The following is a 17,389-nucleotide window of genomic DNA, read 5'->3' on the forward strand; positions in this document are numbered from 1 at the left end:
CTGCAGGCGGACGGGATCACATGTATAATTACTAACGTCTCTTCAGGGGCATTATCACGTCATCGTCGACATCCACCGAGCCGGAGCCATAGGTTATGAATACCGTCCACTCAGGAAGCACGAACGACCATCACCTGGATTCAGTACGAAGTCTCGCATTGAGGCGCGCAGCGAAAGCGAGCTTCATTGGCAACTTCATTGAGTGGTTCGACTATGCCTCGTACGGATACCTGGTCACCGTCATGGGTCACACCTTCTTCCCGGAGGCGGACAAATCGGTGCAGCTTCTCTTGACATATGCAGTATTTGCAATATCATTCATCTTGCGTCCTATCGGAGCTGTTGTATGGGGGGCCTGGGGTGACCGTTGGGGGCGCCGCTGGGCACTGTCCTGGTCGATTCTCATCATGTCCGGGTCGACGTTCTTCATCGGGTTTCTTCCCACATACTCAGTTATCGGAATGGCAAGTGCCATCGGCCTGCTTGTCCTGCGAATGATCCAGGGGTTCTCCGCATCGGGCGAGTATGCAGGCGCTGGAACCTTCCTGGCAGAGTATGCCCCTCCGTCGCGCCGCGGGATATACACGTCTCTGGTTCCCGCTTCCACCGCTTGTGGTCTACTTGCCGGCTCTCTCATGGTCACTGGGATGTTCTCGGTTCTCAGCGATGACGTCATGAATGCCTGGGGGTGGCGGGTCCCCTTCCTCCTGGCAGGGCCATTGGGACTCATCGGCCGCTACATCCGGGTGCATCTGGAGGACTCCCCCGCATATCAGGAGATGCGGGCAGAGATGCCGCAGGAGCAGAAGACCGCCAGCTGGTCCGAGCCGCTGCGCCTGCTGCTACGCGACCATCTGCGTGAGACGCTCATCACCTTCGGAGTCTCCTGCCTCAACGCAGTTGCGTTCTATATGCTTCTCACGTATATGCCGACGTATGCCCATGAAGAGCTCGGGTTCTCCCAGGACACCTCCACCCTGGCGACCTCTGTGATGCTGGTCGTGTACATTGCGGCGATCTTCCTCATGGGGCACCTGTCGGACTCCTTCGGGCGCCGCCGGATGCTCATCGCCGCTTGCGTCGCATTCATCGTTCTCACCATCCCGTTGTTCGTAGTCATGATGAAGGCGGCGGACATGCTTGCAGTGGTGATCCTGTGCGAGATTGTCTTCGCTATAGCTCTGACTGCTAATGATGGAACACTGGCCACCTTCCTGGCGGAGTCCTTTCCGACCAACGTGCGCTACTCGGGCTTCGCCCTGTCCTTCAACGGGGCCAACGCGCTTCTTGGTGGGACGACACCGTTCATTGTCACCTGGCTCATCAAGGTCACCGGCTCTTCCCTGGCGCCGGCGGTCTATCTCACGGTGATCGCGATGATCGCCATGGTGGCAATCCTCCGTTCTCGTATGATTCATGGGTCGGAGCTGACTGAGGATCAGGCTCAGTCCTGAGCTCGAGTGGCTCACTGAGAGCATGTGGTGACAAGTCGGATATAGGCCGCTTCTTTACGAAGCCATTATCACCGTCTTGTTTCGGACATCAACGCGTTATTGTCGTAAGATGATGAGCATGGCTAGTACCGACGCAGATGCTGCTGGAGAGGCGGCAAGTAGTGACGCCTCTGTGCCCGCAGGCTCTCGAGCAGTATCGCGAGTGACACCACGCGGTGAGGGCCGACGTCAGGCCATCATTGAGGCTGCGGCCGCCATCATCCGTGAGTCGGGCCCTTCCGCGGTCAGCCATCGCAGTGTCGCCAAGCGAGCCGGGTGCTCCTTGTCCGCGACAACCTATTACTTCGACGGCTTGGAGGATCTCCTCCATCAAGCGGGGCTGGTCAACATTGGACTGTGGGCCTCCCGCGCGGAGGACGTCGCCGACCGGGTGGAGGCCTTCAAGGGTGTTCCAGACCTCTCCCAGCGGGTGCGGTTCATCCTGCAGGCGACCCTTCCCGCCCATGGCGCCTACTTCGGGCACTATCTTCAGCTCATCTCAGCCAGCCAGGCGTCACCGGTCAAACACGCCTACCGCCAGGGACGGCAACGTCTCAATGCCGCCCTGCGTCGTGTGCTGCGCCAGCTCGACAGCCCGCTCGAGCCGGAGATGGTCATCGCCATTGTCGACGGTGCGGCCGTCACCGCCCTCAGCGAGGGGTGGAACGTCAAGTCGACCGCAGCAGGACTACTGACAGATCTCATCTCCCTGGCCCGCGGCATGCCGCCCTTCCAGGCGCCAGGTGCCACGGCGGGCTCCACTTCGACCCCTACTGCTCATACGACCCGGCCCGCCACGGTCACGTCGAGTAGCTCCGCAGGCTAGGGCCCTGCCGGCTGGTCTCATTCCTCGTCAGTTCTTCCAGGCCTTCTCACCACAAACGGGTGGGATCGAGCTCAACACGCACCGGCTCCTCGCGCCGGGCAGAGCGGTCACGCAGCCTTACCCCGAGCATGGTGGCAAGTGCCTTGCCGCGTGACAGCGGAGCGCGCACCAGGGCTCTGGCCATGCCGGAGGGCACCTGGCCGCGAACGGGTGGTGGGGTCACCGGACCCAGTACCTCAAAACCATCGGCTTCGGCCTGAGCCAGGAGGGTCTCCACACCGCCTACCGGGCCGTCCAGGCGTGCCACTCGCCATGCGGGTGGAAGGTGCAGGTCAGCTCGCTCCAGTAGGTCTCTGCGGGCGAAGCCCGCCTGGTCCCATCTCACGAGGGCCTGCGCCGCGACCGGATCCGGGCCGCCCAGGAGAATGACGCGGGCCGACGGCGCCGCCAGCGCCACTGCATTCGACCACTGGCGCAGTGCTTCACCTCCTGCCCCCAGGTCGGGGCGTGAGGACAGTGCGCCGCCGTCGAGCAGCAGGACGGCCCGGTATCCGTCCTCGGCCACCGGCTCTGCTCCGGGTGTGGCCACGACGAGGCGTGGCGTGTTGTCAACCTGGTCCACGACGCCGTGGGCCTCCCTCGCTCCTGAGACCACCACGGGGACACCGGGAAAGGCCCGCCCCAGCTCCTCCCCCGTGCGCGTGGAACCGACCGTCGCCATCCTCAGCCCATGGCCGCCGCACTCGGGGCAGTCCCACTGCCCCACCGTACGAGCACACCAGCGGCAGGAGGTGCGACCCCGTTGGTCCATCGCCAACGGGCCTCCGCAGACCGAACAGTGAGCAGCAGAGCGACACTGGGCACAGGCCACCAACGGCACGTACCCGGCGCGCGGCACCTGAACGAGCACTGGTCCGTCCTGCAGGGCGCGCCGCAGTGCTCGATGGGCGAGTGACGGGATGCGGGCTGCTCCGGAAGCGCCCTCCCGGTCCAGCTCAGCCGGGCCAGGAGCCGCCACGCGAGGCACCACGGCGCGCACAACGTGTCGGGAAGCCGCCAGGCTCTGACACCATCCCTGTTCGACGAGCGATTGCGCTTCCACGGAGCGAGTGAATCCTCCGATGAGCAGGCCGGCTCTCTCCAACGTCGAGCGCAGGGCGAGGACCGTGCGCGTATGGCTGTAGGGGGCGTGAGGCTCCTCCAGCCGGTTGTCCCCGTCGTCCCAGACTGCCGCCAGCCCGAGTCGGTGCACCGGGGCGAAGGCCGCCGACCTGGTGCCAACAACCACCCGGGCTCGCCCCAGCAGCAGAGCCATGAACGCCCGATAACGGCGTGAGGGCCCATGCTCGGCCGAGAGCACCACCACCGGTTCCCCCTCCAGGTCGCGCCTGAGCCGGGCAGCGAGGGTCTCAGCCTGATGAGTTGTCGCCACCACGATGACGGCGCTGCGAGAGCTCGCCAAAGTAGCCTGGACGGCCCGGGCCAGGCACACCTGCCACGGCTCAACCACCGGGGCGGGCCGACCGTCGTCGCGCGACGAACGTGCTTCGGGCGGCCGCAACTGCGCCGGCAGTGCGGACCAGACCGCGCGTGGAGCCTCGCCGTGGGCCAACCGGTTCAGGTACTCCTCGCCGCCGTCGTAAGGGCGCCAGCTGGGCTCGCTCGAGGACGGCGGCTCCCAGGTGGGAAGGTCGAGGGGAGCCTTGTCCCTCTCAGCCTTCTCAGTCGTGGCGTGCCTGGCCGGAACCGCAAGACGGATGACGTCGGAGCGTGTCCCGCAGCAGCGGGAGGCGACGGCCTCAATGAGACGACGTGAGCCCTCCGGAAGGACCGGGAGGTCGGAGACCACTCGGCGCAGAGCAGTCAGCCGACCGATATGGGTTGTTGTGGTCCCCCGCTCCCAGATCCATCCGCGCATCTCCTGCTCGCCGAATCGAACCATGACCCGGGTGCCGGGAAGGGCCTGCTGCGCCAACACCGCGGGCACCAGGTAGTCGAAGGTGCGGTCGAGGTGCGGCACTGGGGAGTCCAGGAGAACCCTGGCCACGGGGTCGTGGACTCCGGCCACGGTCACCGTGCGCGGACCGGGCTCCGGCAGCTCCAGCAGCTCGCCCTGCCCGCTCACCCCATGACCACGCCCGGGCCCCTCGGACTGCCCGGAGGCAGAAGCAGCGTCGTCGTAGTCGGTTGCCATACAAGCCCTCGGAAGTCTCCCGATCTGGGTACAGGGGACTCAGACAGCCTGGCGCAGCGCCTCGACGCGGTCGGTGGCCTCCCAGCTGAAGCCGGGGCGCCCGAAGTGGCCGTAGGAGCTGGTGGCACGGTAGATGGGACGCAGCAGATCGAGGTCGCGCACGATCGCGGCCGGACGGAGGTCGAAGACCTCGTTGACGGCCTTCATGATGCGCTCCTCAGAAACCGTTGCCGTCCCGAATGTCTCCACGTAGACGCCCACGGGGTGGGCGGAGCCAATGGCGTAGGCCACCTGAATCTCACACCGTCTGGCCAGTCCCGCTGCGACGACGTTCTTGGCGACCCAGCGCATGGCGTAGCTGGCGGAACGGTCCACCTTCGAGGGATCCTTGCCGGAGAAGGCGCCCCCGCCGTGACGGGCCATTCCGCCGTAGGTGTCGACGATGATCTTGCGTCCCGTCAGCCCCGCGTCACCTGCCGGACCGCCGATGATGAACTGTCCCGAAGGATTGATGAGGATCTCGGTGTCGGCGGTGTCGAGATCGGTGCCGGCCTCGGCCTCGGCGGCCAGCACCGGCTCGATGACCTCCGTGCGCAGAGCGTCGGTGAGCCAGGCACGAGTGCGGTCCGCATCGTGCTGGGTGGAGATGACCAGGTTGTCCAGACTCACCGGGCGCTGGCCGTCATAGCCGATCGTCACCTGGGTCTTGCCATCGGGGCGCAGTCCCGGGACGATGCCCTGCTTGCGCACGACGGCCAGACGTTCCGCCAGGCGATGCGCCAGATGGATGGGCAGCGGCATGAGGGCCGCGGTGTCGTCACAGGCGTAGCCGAACATAAGCCCCTGGTCGCCTGCGCCCTGCAGGTCGAGAGGATCGATATCCGTGTCATCCCGGCGGGCCTCAAGCGACTTGTCGACTCCGGCCGCGATATCCGCGGACTGCTGCCCGATCGACACCGACACACCGCAGGAACGGGCGTCGAAGCAGACGTCTGAGGAGGTGTAGCCGATGGCGGAGATCTCCTGGCGAACGATCTCGGGGATCTCGACGTAGGCCCTCTCCGTGGTGACTTCGCCGGCCACGTGCACCAGGCCGGTCGTCACCATCGTCTCAACCGCGACGCGTGCGGTGGGGTCCTGCTCGAGGATGGCGTCGAGAATCGCATCTGAGACACGGTCGCAGATCTTGTCCGGGTGTCCTTCGGTGACCGACTCGGATGTGAACAGACGCAAGGAGGAACTCACCTACCCATCGTAGTCACCACAAGAACTGATCCGTCGTGGCGTTACCCACGAAAATGCGCAAGGCGGGGGTCAGGTCGCGTCTACCAGGTCAGCGGTCAGGGAGATGAGAAGACGGGCGACCTCCATCTTGCTGCCCTGCCCCCGCGCCACTTCCGTGCCGTGGGCATCCAAAACGACGACGGCATTGGGAACGTCTCCGAAGCCGAGCTCCTCCCCCACCGCGTTGACCGCCAGAAGGTGAGCCCCTTTGCGGCGGGCCTTGGCCCTGCCGTGGAAGAGCACGTCACCGTTCTCGTCCCCGGTCTCGGCGGCGAATCCGACGACGATCTGGCCGGGCCGAGGCGGGTCGCTCACCAGCCCGGCCAGGATGTCCGGGTTGGTGGTGAGCTCAATGGACATGACCGGTTCGCTGAGGTGATCCGATCCGGCGGGCACCTGCTTCTTGAGTTTGCTGGCGGCCACGGTGACGGGCCGGTAGTCGGCGACAGCTGCTGCCATGATGACGGCATCGGCGTTGCGGGCGCTCTCGCGCACGGCTCGGAGCATGTCCGAGGCGGTACCGGCAGCAACAACGGTCACTTGCGCAGGCAGGGCGTTGAGCAGGTCGCAGGCCACGTGCGCCTGCACCAGCGTGACACGGGCTCCCTGCTCGACGGCCGCCGCCGCCAGTGCGCAGCCCTGGCGCCCTGAGGAGCGATTTCCGAGATACCTCACCGGATCGATGGGTTCGCGTGTCCCGCCGGCCGAGATGACGAGGTGCCGCCCTTCCAGTCGCTTGTCGCCCTCCCCCGAGGCGTCCTGCGCTGCCGCGCCCCCGGCGGCGGGCTGTGTCAGGGCAGCCAGGGCCTGCGACACGATCAGCTCGGGATCGGGCATCCGTCCCACACCGGAGTCCTTGCCGGTCAGGCGCCCACTGTCCGGTTCGATAACCGTCAGACCGCGCTCGCGCAGCACGGCCACGTTCTCCTGGGTGGCGGGGTTGACCCACATCTGGGTGTGCATCGCCGGCGCCAGGACGATGGGGGCCTGGCAGGTCAGTATCGTCGCGGTGAGCATGTCATCGGCCCGTCCTGCCCGCACCCGCGCCAGCAGGTCCGCCGAGGCCGGAGCGACCACGACAAGCTCGGCCCACTCGGCCACGGCCACGTGCTCGACCGCAGCCGGGTCGTCGAAGACCCCGGTGGATACCGTCCGGCCGCTGACCGCCGCAAGCGCCGGAGCGCCGATGAACCTCAGCGCCGACTCGGTGGCCACCACCTTGACCTCGTGCCCGGCCTGACGCAGCAGTCGAACGACAAAGGGGGCCTTGTAGGCGGCGATCGACCCGGCCACGCCGACAACGACGCGCCGTGGCCGCTCGAAGGCGGTCACGGCGCGTTGACTCGCAGCAGTGTACGGCTCGTCCATGGCGAGCCCGGCTCAGAACTGGATGTCGTCGAGGCTGGTGGGAGTCTCACCATCCTCAAGGGAGACCGGAGAATCCAGCGAGATATCGCTGAACATGTCGGCCTCGGCGGCCCGACGGGCCTCCTCGGCCTCGGCGCGGCGGGCGCGGGCCACGTCCCCGGGAATGACCTCGAGCTTGTCCTCGGCGATCTCACGCAGAGCGATGCTCAAAGACTTCTCACCGACCTCGGAGTCGACCAGCGGACCGAAGAACTCGAACTGGTTGTCCTCGAGCTGCTGGGTGTAGGTGTTGATCTGGCGGGCGCGCTTGGCGGCCTCCACCACGAGCCCGTACTTGGAGTCGACCTTCTCCAGAAGGTCGTCGATCGGCGGGTTGGTGATGCCCTCGGGCTGGGGAGAGGTTCCGAGCATGTGCATGCCTCCGGTTCAATCTCGATAGTTCAGAGCCACGTTATTCTAACTGCTCAATCCCATGAGTCTTTCCAGTTCCGCGGTGGCGCTCGCCACGGTGTCATTGATGACGACGTGGTCGAATTCGCCGGCCGCGTCCAGCTCGGTGCGTGCCGTGGTCAGGCGCCGTTCCCGCTCCTGGGCATCTTCGGTACCGCGTCCGATGAGCCTGCGGACGAGCTCGTCCCAGCTCGGTGGCGCGAGGAAGACGAGGCGGGCCTCAGGCATCGCCCGGCGCACCTGTCGGGCGCCGGCCAGGTCGATCTCCAACAGCGCAGGACATCCGGCATTGAGCCGATCCTGAACCGGGCCGCGGGGAGTGCCGTAGCGATGCACGCCGTGGACCAGGGCCCACTCCAGCATCTGGCCGCTGGCGACGAGCGAGTCGAAGTCCTCGTCGCTGACGAAGTGGTAGTGCACGCCGTCGACCTCACCGGGACGGGGTTGACGGGTGGTGGCCGAGATCGAGACGAACAGGCTGGGATGGCGTCTGCGCAGCTCCGCGACAACAGTGCCCTTGCCCACCGCGGTGGGGCCGGCCAGAACGGTGAGGCGGGCGAGAGCAGGAACGGAGGGGTCTGTGGCAGCAACGTCGGTCATGGCCACATCATGGTCTATCGGGGCCTGCCGGCACGACCCTGCGTCCGAGTGGATGGCCTAACCGAAGCGCTCCACCAGCGCCGCCCTCTGATTCGCCCCCAGTCCGCGTACCCGCCGGGACTCGGCGATATGCACATCGGCAAGGATGGCGTCAGCTGTTGTGGTCCCCACACGTGGCAGTGAGACGAGCAGTGCCCTGACCTTCATCTTGCCCAGGACATCATCTGTCTCTGAGGCGGTGAAGAACTCGGAGAGCTTGAGCTCCCCGCTCTTGAGCTCGGACTTGATACGGGCGCGCTGCGATCGCGCAGCGGCCGCCTTCTCCAGTGCCTGAGCCCTTTGCTCGGGTGTCAGCGTTGGAAGCGTCATGGTGTGTCTCCTCCCGGTCGTATACCAGTGACCCGCACCACGAGCATAAGTCGGGTCAGGTGCACTCGCATTCGCAGGAGCCCATATTCCACAACCTACTTCGTGCTTCCACACACCCCGAACCCGGGACGGACTACAGCACCGTGAGGCTCAGCGAAGGGCTGTTGCAGCCTCGTAGGAAGACGCCGACGCGGCTTTTCGCAGTGCCTCAATGGAGGGGCCCGCCTTGAGAACCCCGCGTGAGGTGGAGGCCAGGACCTGACGGCGCGCCGCCCCGAAAACGGCTTCCAGCTCGGCGGGCCCTGCTCCCTGGGCACCGACCCCGGGCGCCAGCAACGGACCGTTGGCGCGCTGCAGGTCGATTCCCAGGTCGGAGACGGCCCCGCCGATGGTGGCTCCGATGACCAGCCCGATGCAGCCGAGCCGGCCCTCACCACTGGCCTGTGCGTTGGACGCGGTCACGCCTTCCACGATGCCGGCGGCCACGGCCTGGTCGCCGTTGACGGCGTGCTGGACCCCGGCTCCTTCCGGATTGGAGGTCAGGGCCAGGACGAAGACGCCCCGACCGCTGGCCTCGGCGAGGTTGAGCGCAGGAGTGAGGGACCCGTAGCCCAGGTAGGGCGAGACGGTGATGGAGTCTGCGGCCAGAGGAGCGCCGTCGGACAGGTAGGCCTGGGCGTAGCCGGCCATGGTGGAACCGATGTCCCCGCGCTTGACGTCGAGAACGGACAGGGTGCCGACGTCGCGTAGGGCCGCCAGGGTCTCCTCAAGGACCGCGATGCCGGCGCTGCCGTGACGCTCGAAGAAGGCGGACTGCGGCTTGACGGCGGCCACGTGTCCTCCGACCGCGTCAATGGTGCGCAGGGCGAAGTCCCGCAGTCCCGCGGCCGAGTCGGCCAGCCCCCAGGCGTCGAGCAGGTTCGGGTGAGGGTCGATGCCGACGCACAGGGGGCCGTGGTCATCCATGGCGTCGGCCAGACGGGAGCCGAAGGGGCGTCTGGTACGACTGGGCTGGTAAGAGGCTGCGGGACTCATCGAGTCTCCTTGTCTTCAACAGGGGCGACGGGGTGGGTCTCGGGAGCCGAGCCTCGTCGGGATCGGCGGGCGGCGATGTGCTCCTGGAGGCTGCGAACCTGGAAGGGACCGCGCAGCTGGGCCTCGAGGGCCTGGACCGCCGCCTGGAGCTGTTGGACGGTGGTGATGATGGGACGGTCGGCGCCGGTGGTGGCCGCGCGGATGGAGTACCCGTCGGCACGGGCTCCCTGGCCCTTGGGAGTGTTGACAACCATGTCGATGGCTCCGGACTCGATGAGTCCGGCGATCGTCTGCTCGCCGTGGGCACCAACCCCCTGACTGATCTTGCGTACCGCCATGGCGTCAATCCCGTTGCGGCGCAGTACCTGTGCGGTCCCGGTGGTGGCCAGGACCGTGAAGCCCAGCTCTGCGAGCCGGGCCACCGGCAGGATGATGGCTCGCTTGTCCCTGTCGGCTACCGAGACGAACAGCGTGCCCTCTCCTGGTAGGCCACCGTAGGCACCGGCCTGGGACTTGGCGAAGGCTCGGGGGAAGTCGACGTCGTAGCCCATGACCTCTCCAGTGGAACGCATCTCCGGTCCCAGGATCGTGTCGACCACGCGCCCCTCGGTGGTGCGGAATCGTTTGAAGGGTAGGACCGCCTCCTTGACGGCGATCGGGTCATCGGGATCGGTGACGGCGGCGTCGGCCTCGGGCAGGTGGCCGGAGCGCCTGAGCGAGGCGATCGTCTCCCCTGTCATGATGAGGGCCGCCGCTTTGGCGAGCTGCACGCCGGATGCCTTCGAGACGAAGGGGACTGTGCGCGATGCCCTGGGGTTGGCCTCGATGACGTAGAGAACATCGGAGACCAGGGCGAACTGGATGTTGAGCAGCCCTCGCACGCCCACCCCTCTGGCGATCGCCTCAGTGGAGCGTCGGATGCGAGCGATCTCCGTGTCGGACAGGGTCATGGGCGGCATGACGCAGGCAGAGTCACCGGAGTGGATACCGGCCTCCTCGATGTGCTCCATGACCCCGCCGAGGAACAGCTCGCTGCCGTCGTACAGGGCGTCGACATCGATCTCGATGGCGTCGTCGAGAAAACGGTCGATGAGCAGCGGCCCGGTCCCATAGACGCCTCCGGGCTCAAGACCGGCGCGCTGGAGATAGTCGTCGAGTCCCTGGGCGTCGTAGACGATCTCCATACCGCGGCCGCCGAGCACGTAGCTGGGGCGCACCAGGACCGGATAGCCAATGCCCTGGGCGACCGAACGCGCCTGCTCGTCGCTCAGAGCGGTGCCGTGCGCCGGTGCGGGCAGGTCGGCGCGCTGCAGAACGACGCCGAAGGCCTCGCGGTCCTCGGCGGCGTCGATCGCCTCGGGGCTTGTCCCCAGAATCGGCACCCCGGCCTCGGCCAGCCTGGCCGCCAGAGACAGCGGTGTCTGGCCACCGAGCTGGACAATGACACCGGCCACGGGGCCGGCCGCCAGCTCAGCCTCGTAGATCTCGATGACGTCCTCGAAGGTCAGGGGCTCGAAGTAGAGCCGGTCGGAGATGTCATAGTCGGTGGAGACGGTCTCGGGGTTGCAGTTGACCATGACGGTCTCGTAGCGATCGGACAGCGCCATCGCGGCGTGAACACACGAGTAGTCGAACTCGATGCCCTGGCCGATCCGGTTGGGTCCCGAGCCCAGGATGATGACGGCCTCACGCTCGCGGGATGCCACCTCGGTCTCCAGGTCATAGCTGGAGTAGAGGTAGGGGGTGCGTGAGGCGAACTCGGCGGCGCAGGTGTCCACGGTCTTGTAGACGGGCCGCAGGCCGAAGGCATGGCGGACCTCTCGTACCGTGTTCTCGCTGATGCCGCGCAGGGCGGCGACCTGGACGTCGGAGAAGCCGTGGCGCTTGGCCTGGGCCAGGACTTCCGGAGTGAGCGCCGATGCGCCCTTGACCTCCTGGGCCACCTCCTCAAGAAGCAGCATCTGGTCCAGGAACCAGGGGTCGATGCGGGTGGCCTCGTGAAGCTGAGCAATCGTGGCTCCGCCGCGTACGGCCTGCTGGAGGTCAACCAGCCGGTGCTCGGTGGGCACGGTGATGGACTCCAGCAGCTCGGCGGTCTGCTGCTGGTTGGGGGCCGGTCCGTCCCAGTGGAAGACGGTTCCCTTCTTGTCCAGGGAGCGCAAGGCCTTCTGGAGGGCCTCGGTGTAGGAGCGGCCGATCGCCATGGCCTCGCCCACCGACTTCATGGTGGTGGTGAGCCTGGGGTCGGCGCCCCGGAACTTCTCGAAGGCGAAGCGCGGGACCTTGACGACTACGTAGTCCAGGGTCGGCTCGAAGGAGGCCGGGGTGGAGCCGGTGATGTCGTTGGGGATCTCGTCGAGCGTGTACCCCACGGCCAGGCGTGCGGCGATCTTGGCGATCGGGAAGCCGGTGGCCTTGGATGCCAGGGCTGAGGACCTCGAGACGCGCGGGTTCATCTCGATGACGATGATCCTGCCGGTGGCCGGGTCGACGGCGAACTGGATGTTGCAGCCGCCGGTATCGACCCCGACCTCCCGGATGACGGCGATGCCGATGTCCCGCAGCCGCTGGAGCTCGCGGTCGGTGAGGGTCAGGGCGGGGGCCACGGTGATGGAGTCGCCGGTGTGCACTCCCACGGGGTCAACGTTCTCGATGGAGCACACGACCACCACGTTGTCGGCGGTGTCGCGCATGAGCTCGAGCTCGTACTCCTTCCAGCCGATGATCGACTCCTCCAGGAGGACCTCGGTGGTGCGGGAGGCCGCCAGACCTGCCCCGGCGATGCGATGCAGGTCCGCGTCATTGAAGGCGACGCCGCTGCCCAGGCCGCCCATTGTGAAGGAGGGGCGTACGACGACCGGGTAGCCGCCCAGGGCTTCGACCCCCGCGCGGCACTCATCCATGGTGTGGGCGATGACGCTGCGGGCGACCTCGGCGCCGCAGCGCTCGACGACGTCCTTGAACTCGTCACGGTCCTCCCCGGCGTTGATGGCCGCGGCGGAGGCGCCGATGAGCTCGACGTCGTACTCATCGAGCACGCCGCGCTCGACCAGGCTCATGGCGGCGTTGAGGGCGGTCTGCCCGCCCAGGGTGGGCAGGAGGGCGTCGGGCCGTTCCTTGGCGATGATGGTGGTGAGCACCTCGGGGGTGATCGGCTCGATGTAGGTGGCGTCGGCGACGTCGGGGTCGGTCATGATCGTGGCCGGGTTGGAGTTGACCAGGATGACGCGGATTCCCTCGGCGCGCAGGACGCGGCAGGCCTGGGTGCCGGAGTAATCGAACTCGCAGGCCTGCCCGATGACGATGGGTCCCGATCCGATGACCAGGACGGAGGTGATATCAGGACGAGCAGGCATGTCAGTTCTTGTCCTCGCGGTCCTGGCCCCGGCGGTGCTCCCGCATGAGGCGGATGAATTGGTCGAAGAGGTGCTCGGCGTCGTGGGGGCCGGCAGCGGCCTCGGGGTGGTACTGGACGGAGAAGGCTGGCAGGTCCAGCGCCCGTAGCCCCTCGACGACGCCGTCGTTGAGTCCCAGGTGGGAGACCTCCACCCGACCGTAGCGGCCGTTGTCGAAGGGAGCTATGGAGGGCTCGTCGACGGGTGCGTCGACGGCGAAGCCATGGTTGTGGGCCGTGATCTCCACCTTGCCGGTGGCGCGGTCCACAACGGGCTGGTTGACACCACGGTGCCCGTAGGCGAGCTTGTAGGTGCCGTAGCCCAGGGCACGTCCCAGGAGCTGGTTGCCCAGGCAGATGCCGAAGAAGGGGATGCGCGCGTCGAGTACGCCGCGCAGGAGACTGATCTCGGCGTCGGCACTTCCCGGGTCACCGGGGCCGTTGGAGAACAGGACACCATCAGGCCTGAGGGCGAGGAGCTCGGAGAGAGTCGTGGACTGAGGCAGGACGTGGACACGTACGCCGCGCTCAGCGAACTGCCACGGGGTGCGGGACTTGATGCCCAGGTCGATGGCGGCCAGCACCGCGACCGGCTTGTGCCCCTCGGCCGGTCCGGTGGGCTCGACGATGTAGCCGGAGGGAGTGGTCACCTCGGCGGCCAGGGCACGGCCGCTCATGGGCGGCTCACTGCGCACGGCCTCCAGGCAGATGTCGATGCAGGCCTGACTGGGGCCACCGGGGTCGGTAGCGCCAGACGGCAGGGCCTGACCGGAGAAGATGCCGCCGCGCATGGCGCCTGCCTCACGCAGATGCCGGGTCAGGGCCCGGGTGTCGACCTCGCAGAGGCCGACAATGCCGGCGTCACGCAGGTCGTCCTCCAGCTCGCGGCGGGAGCGCCAGCTGGAAGCTCGTCGAGCAGGTTCGCGTACGACGTAGCCGGCCACCCAGATACGGTCCGACTCGGCATCCTCGTCGTTGACCCCGGTGTTACCGATGTGTGGCGCGGTCTGCACCACAATCTGGCGGTGGTAGGAGGGGTCGGTGAGTGTTTCCTGGTATCCCGTCATTCCGGTGGAGAAGACGATCTCTCCGATGGTGCGCCCTTGAGCCCCGTAGCTGCGGCCCCGCAGGGCCCAGCCGTCCTCCAGCACGAGGAGGGCGGCTGGGCGGTGACCCGACTCAGACATGAGCTGAACCGACCGGAGCCTCAACGGGAGCCCCGTCCAGGACGGTGGGGCGGCCGTGGAGGAAGGTGGCCATGACCTGTCCCGGGAGCTCCATGCCCGCGTAGGGGGTGTTGGTGGAGCTGGTCCACTGGGCGGAGGCGTCGACAGTGCGGCGCACCTCGGGGTCCACCACCGTGATGTTGGCCGGGGCCCCGACTTCGAGCTCGCAACCCTGGTCGCTCAGACGGCCGATGCGGGCTGGGGTCGAGGACATGGCCCGGGCGATGTCGCGCCAGGTCATGCGACCGGTGCTGACCATCGTCTCGATCAGGACGCTCAGAGCCGTCTCCAGGCCCGTCATGCCGAAGGCACCGGCCTGCCACTCGCAGTCCTTGTCCTCCAGCGGGTGCGGGGCGTGGTCCGTACCGACGACGTCGATGGTGCCATCGGCCAGGGCCTCGCGAACCGCCTCGACGTCCTCAGCGGTGCGCAGCGGGGGGTTGACCTTGTACAGCGGGGAGTAGGTGCGGGCCATCTCGTCGGTCAGCAGGAGGTGGTGCGGTGTGACCTCGGCGGTGACATTGATGCCGCGGGACTTGGCCCAGCGGATGATGCCGACGCTGCCCGCAGTGGACAGGTGACACACGTGCAGACGCGAGCCCACGTGCTCGGCCAGCAGGACGTCGCGGGCAATGATCGACTCCTCGGCCACCGCCGGCCAGCCGCGCAGGCCCAGCTCGGCGGAGACGACGCCCTCATGCATCTGGGAGCCCTCGGTGAGGCGGGGGTCCTGAGCGTGCTGGGCGATGACGCCGTCGAAGGACTTGACGTACTCCAGGGCCCGGCGCATGAGGACGGGGTCGGAGACGCACTTGCCGTCGTCGGAGAAGACGCGCACTCGGGCGGCGGAGGTCGCCATGGCGCCCATGTCGGACAGGTGCTCGCCGGCCAGTCCCGCTGAGACCGCGCCCACCGGCTGGACGTCCACCCAGCCGGCCTCACGGCCCAGGCGCAGCACCTGCTCCACGACACCGGCGTTGTCCTGGACGGGCGTGGTGTTGGCCATCGCGAAGACGGCGGTGTAGCCGCCGACGGCTGCGGCGCGGGTGCCGGAGTAGATGGTCTCGGCGGACTCTCCTCCGGGTTCGCGCAGGTGAGTGTGGATATCGACGAGCCCGGGCAGGGCGACGAGGCCGTCCAGGTCATGGCGCTGGACATCGGCCGGGGCCTTCGCCGCCGCGTCAGGACCGATGGCGGTGATGGTGCCGTCGGTGATGAGAATGTCAGTGGGGTCCTCGCCGTAGGGGCGGACACCGGTCAGGAGGTGGGAGGTCACAGCTGGTTCCCTTCGTCAGCGAGGAGGAGGTAGAGAGCGGCCATACGAACGGAGACTCCGTTGCCGACCTGCTCGATGATGCGCGAGCGGGGGTCGTCGGCGGCCTCGGCGGTGATCTCGAGGCCGCGGTTCATGGGGCCGGGGTGCATGACGATCGCGTGCTCCGGCATGGCCCGGCGACGGGCGGAGGTGAGGCCGTAGACGCTGGAGTACTCAGCAGGACTCGGGAAGAAGCCCCCTCCGGCGGCACTCATGCGCTCGCGCTGGATGCGCAGCATCATGACGGCGTCGGGCTGAATCTCCTCGATCGCCTCATCGAGGTTGTAGGAGACCTCGCAGGGCCAGTCGTCCATGCCCACCGGCAGCAGCGTGGGAGGTGCGACGAGCGTGACCTTGGCGCCGAGCGCCGTCATGAGGTCCACGTTGGAACGGGCCACCCGGGAGTGCAGGACGTCACCGACGATGATGAGGCGGGCGCCCTCCAGGTCGCGCCCCTGCGGGCAGGGGCTGCCGTCCGCTGTGGCGGGCGCTCCGGGAACGTACCAGCGCCGCAGCGTCATGGCGTCCAGGAGGGCCTGGGTGGGGTGCTGATGGGTGCCGTCCCCCGCGTTGAGGACCGGCACGTTGATCCAGCCGGCGTGGGCCAGCAGGTGCGCAGCGCCGCAGGCGGAGTGGCGCACGACGACGGCGTCCGCCCCCATGGCCATGATCGTCTGGGCGGTGTCCTTGAGGGACTCGCCCTTGGACAGTGAGGAGCCCTTGGCCGAGAAGTTGATGACGTCGGCGCTCAGGCGCTTGGCAGCGGCCTCGAAGGAGAGCCTGGTTCGGGTGGAGTCCTCGAAGAAGAGGTTCACCACGGTCTTGCCGCGCAGCGTCGGGAGCTTCTTGACCGCATGACGCTGGGTGGCGGCCATCGCCTCGGCGGTGTCCAGGACCATGACCGCCTCGTCGTGGGTCAGGTCCTTGGCGGAGAGCAGGTGCTTCATCGGGTGGCCTCCTGGTTGCTGCGCTCGCTCGAACGCTCAGTGGGGACGTCTGCGGGGACGATGGTGACGGCGTCGGTGGAGGCGCCGAGCTCGGTCAGGGAGACCACGACCTTCTCGGTGCGGGAGGTCGGCAGGTTCTTACCCACGTAGTCGGCTCGGATGGGTAGCTCCCGGTGGCCGCGGTCCACGAGCGTGGCCAGCTGCACGGCCCGGGGGCGGCCGACGGCGCCCAGGGCGTCGAGGGCGGCTCGGATGGTGCGCCCGGAGTAGAGGACGTCGTCGACGAGGATGACGACCTTGCCGTCAATGCCGCCCTGGGGGATCTCAGTGGGACGGGGAACTCGGATGGGGTGGCGTCCCAGGTCATCGCGGTACATGGTGATGTCCAAGGTGCCGACCGGGACCTTGGCGGCGGCCTGCGCCTGCCCCGTCTGCTCGGACCACTGCGTGCCTTCGCCCGAGGCGACGGCGAGTGCGTCGACGAGTCTGTGCGCGAGTGGTGCTCCCCCGCTGGGGATCCCGAGGACGACGATGTCCTGAGTCCCGTGGTTGCGCTCCAGGATCTCGTGCGCGATACGGAACAGGGAGCGGGCTATATCGGGAGGTCCGAGGATCTCCTTGCCCTGGATCGGTGCGCTCAAGGCGCCTGACAAACTTTCGGCCATTTCAGGCCTCCTTCCCCGCCTCTCTGGACGGACTTAAAGGATGTTGGTCACTACCGAGTGTACGTCACCTCCGGCGGGTTGTGCTCGCCCACACAGCACGACCTTCGGAGACGAAGGTCACGCCAACGGCTGCGGAACGGCTCAGCACCTGACGACGATCGCAACAGGACGTGTTTCGCATCTACAAACTGTCCGTAACAATGTTTAGTCTTAGCCCAATGCT

The 17,389-nt window shown here is 67.3% G+C and carries 14 protein-coding genes; 2 read left to right on the top strand and 12 right to left on the bottom strand.

Annotated features, from left to right (window positions below):
• Window positions 1–95: 95 nt before the first annotated feature.
• A complete protein-coding gene (locus HMPREF2883_RS12875) occupies window positions 96–1,454 on the top strand; it encodes an MFS transporter (RefSeq protein ID WP_070663002.1) in 1,359 nt (452 codons plus the stop codon).
• Window positions 1,455–1,572: 118 nt separating this feature from the next.
• Window positions 1,573–2,319 carry a TetR/AcrR family transcriptional regulator gene (locus HMPREF2883_RS12880; RefSeq protein WP_070663003.1) on the top strand — a complete coding sequence of 249 codons (747 nt, stop codon included), beginning with the start codon at window positions 1,573–1,575 and terminating at the stop codon, window positions 2,317–2,319.
• Between the two features lie 46 nt (window positions 2,320–2,365).
• On the opposite strand, the gene HMPREF2883_RS12885 is transcribed toward HMPREF2883_RS12880, so the two are convergent.
• From HMPREF2883_RS12885 to pyrR, 12 genes are all read right to left on the bottom strand, one after another.
• Window positions 2,366–4,513 carry a primosomal protein N' family DNA-binding protein gene (locus HMPREF2883_RS12885; protein ID WP_081384528.1) on the bottom strand — a complete coding sequence of 716 codons (2,148 nt, stop codon included), beginning with the start codon at window positions 4,511–4,513 and terminating at the stop codon, window positions 2,366–2,368.
• A gap of 39 nt (window positions 4,514–4,552) precedes the next feature.
• A complete protein-coding gene (gene metK, locus HMPREF2883_RS12890; protein ID WP_070663004.1) occupies window positions 4,553–5,758 on the bottom strand; it encodes a methionine adenosyltransferase in 1,206 nt (401 codons plus the stop codon).
• Window positions 5,759–5,827: 69 nt separating this feature from the next.
• Window positions 5,828–7,165 (bottom strand): bifunctional phosphopantothenoylcysteine decarboxylase/phosphopantothenate--cysteine ligase CoaBC, encoded by a 1,338-nt coding sequence (gene coaBC / locus HMPREF2883_RS12895; RefSeq protein WP_070663005.1) that lies wholly within the window; start codon window positions 7,163–7,165, stop codon window positions 5,828–5,830.
• A 12-nt stretch (window positions 7,166–7,177) separates the two neighbouring features.
• Entirely contained in the window at window positions 7,178–7,576 is a 399-nt protein-coding gene (gene rpoZ, locus HMPREF2883_RS12900) for a DNA-directed RNA polymerase subunit omega (protein ID WP_070663105.1), read from the bottom strand.
• Between the two features lie 45 nt (window positions 7,577–7,621).
• On the bottom strand, window positions 7,622–8,215 hold the full coding sequence (gene gmk, locus HMPREF2883_RS12905; protein ID WP_070663006.1) for a guanylate kinase: 594 nt from the start codon (window positions 8,213–8,215) through the stop codon (window positions 7,622–7,624).
• Window positions 8,216–8,272: 57 nt separating this feature from the next.
• Window positions 8,273–8,584, bottom strand: a complete 312-nt coding sequence (gene mihF / locus HMPREF2883_RS12910; protein WP_070663007.1) for an integration host factor, actinobacterial type — start codon at window positions 8,582–8,584, stop codon at window positions 8,273–8,275.
• 150 nt (window positions 8,585–8,734) lie between these two features.
• Complete coding sequence (gene pyrF / locus HMPREF2883_RS12915; protein WP_070663008.1) at window positions 8,735–9,619, bottom strand: orotidine-5'-phosphate decarboxylase; 885 nt, start codon at window positions 9,617–9,619, stop codon at window positions 8,735–8,737.
• Window positions 9,616–12,975 carry a carbamoyl-phosphate synthase large subunit gene (gene carB / locus HMPREF2883_RS12920; RefSeq protein ID WP_070663009.1) on the bottom strand — a complete coding sequence of 1,120 codons (3,360 nt, stop codon included), beginning with the start codon at window positions 12,973–12,975 and terminating at the stop codon, window positions 9,616–9,618. The genes pyrF and carB overlap by 4 nt, the downstream gene beginning before the upstream one ends.
• Before the next feature lies 1 nt (window position 12,976).
• On the bottom strand, window positions 12,977–14,200 hold the full coding sequence (gene carA, locus HMPREF2883_RS12925) for a glutamine-hydrolyzing carbamoyl-phosphate synthase small subunit (RefSeq protein WP_070663010.1): 1,224 nt from the start codon (window positions 14,198–14,200) through the stop codon (window positions 12,977–12,979).
• Entirely contained in the window at window positions 14,193–15,515 is a 1,323-nt protein-coding gene (locus tag HMPREF2883_RS12930; RefSeq protein WP_070663011.1) for a dihydroorotase, read from the bottom strand. Before HMPREF2883_RS12930 ends, carA begins: the two co-directional genes overlap by 8 nt.
• Window positions 15,512–16,501: an aspartate carbamoyltransferase catalytic subunit gene (locus HMPREF2883_RS12935; RefSeq protein WP_070663012.1), complete on the bottom strand. Its 990-nt coding sequence runs from the start codon at window positions 16,499–16,501 to the stop codon at window positions 15,512–15,514. The genes HMPREF2883_RS12930 and HMPREF2883_RS12935 overlap by 4 nt, the downstream gene beginning before the upstream one ends.
• Window positions 16,498–17,166, bottom strand: coding sequence for a bifunctional pyr operon transcriptional regulator/uracil phosphoribosyltransferase PyrR (gene pyrR, locus HMPREF2883_RS12940; RefSeq protein WP_070663013.1), 669 nt, complete (start codon window positions 17,164–17,166; stop codon window positions 16,498–16,500). Before pyrR ends, HMPREF2883_RS12935 begins: the two co-directional genes overlap by 4 nt.
• Between the last annotated feature and the right edge of the window lie 223 nt (window positions 17,167–17,389).

This window comes from Actinomyces sp. HMSC075C01 (genome assembly GCF_001812965.1).
Lineage (GTDB): Bacteria > Actinomycetota > Actinomycetes > Actinomycetales > Actinomycetaceae > Actinomyces > Actinomyces acetigenes.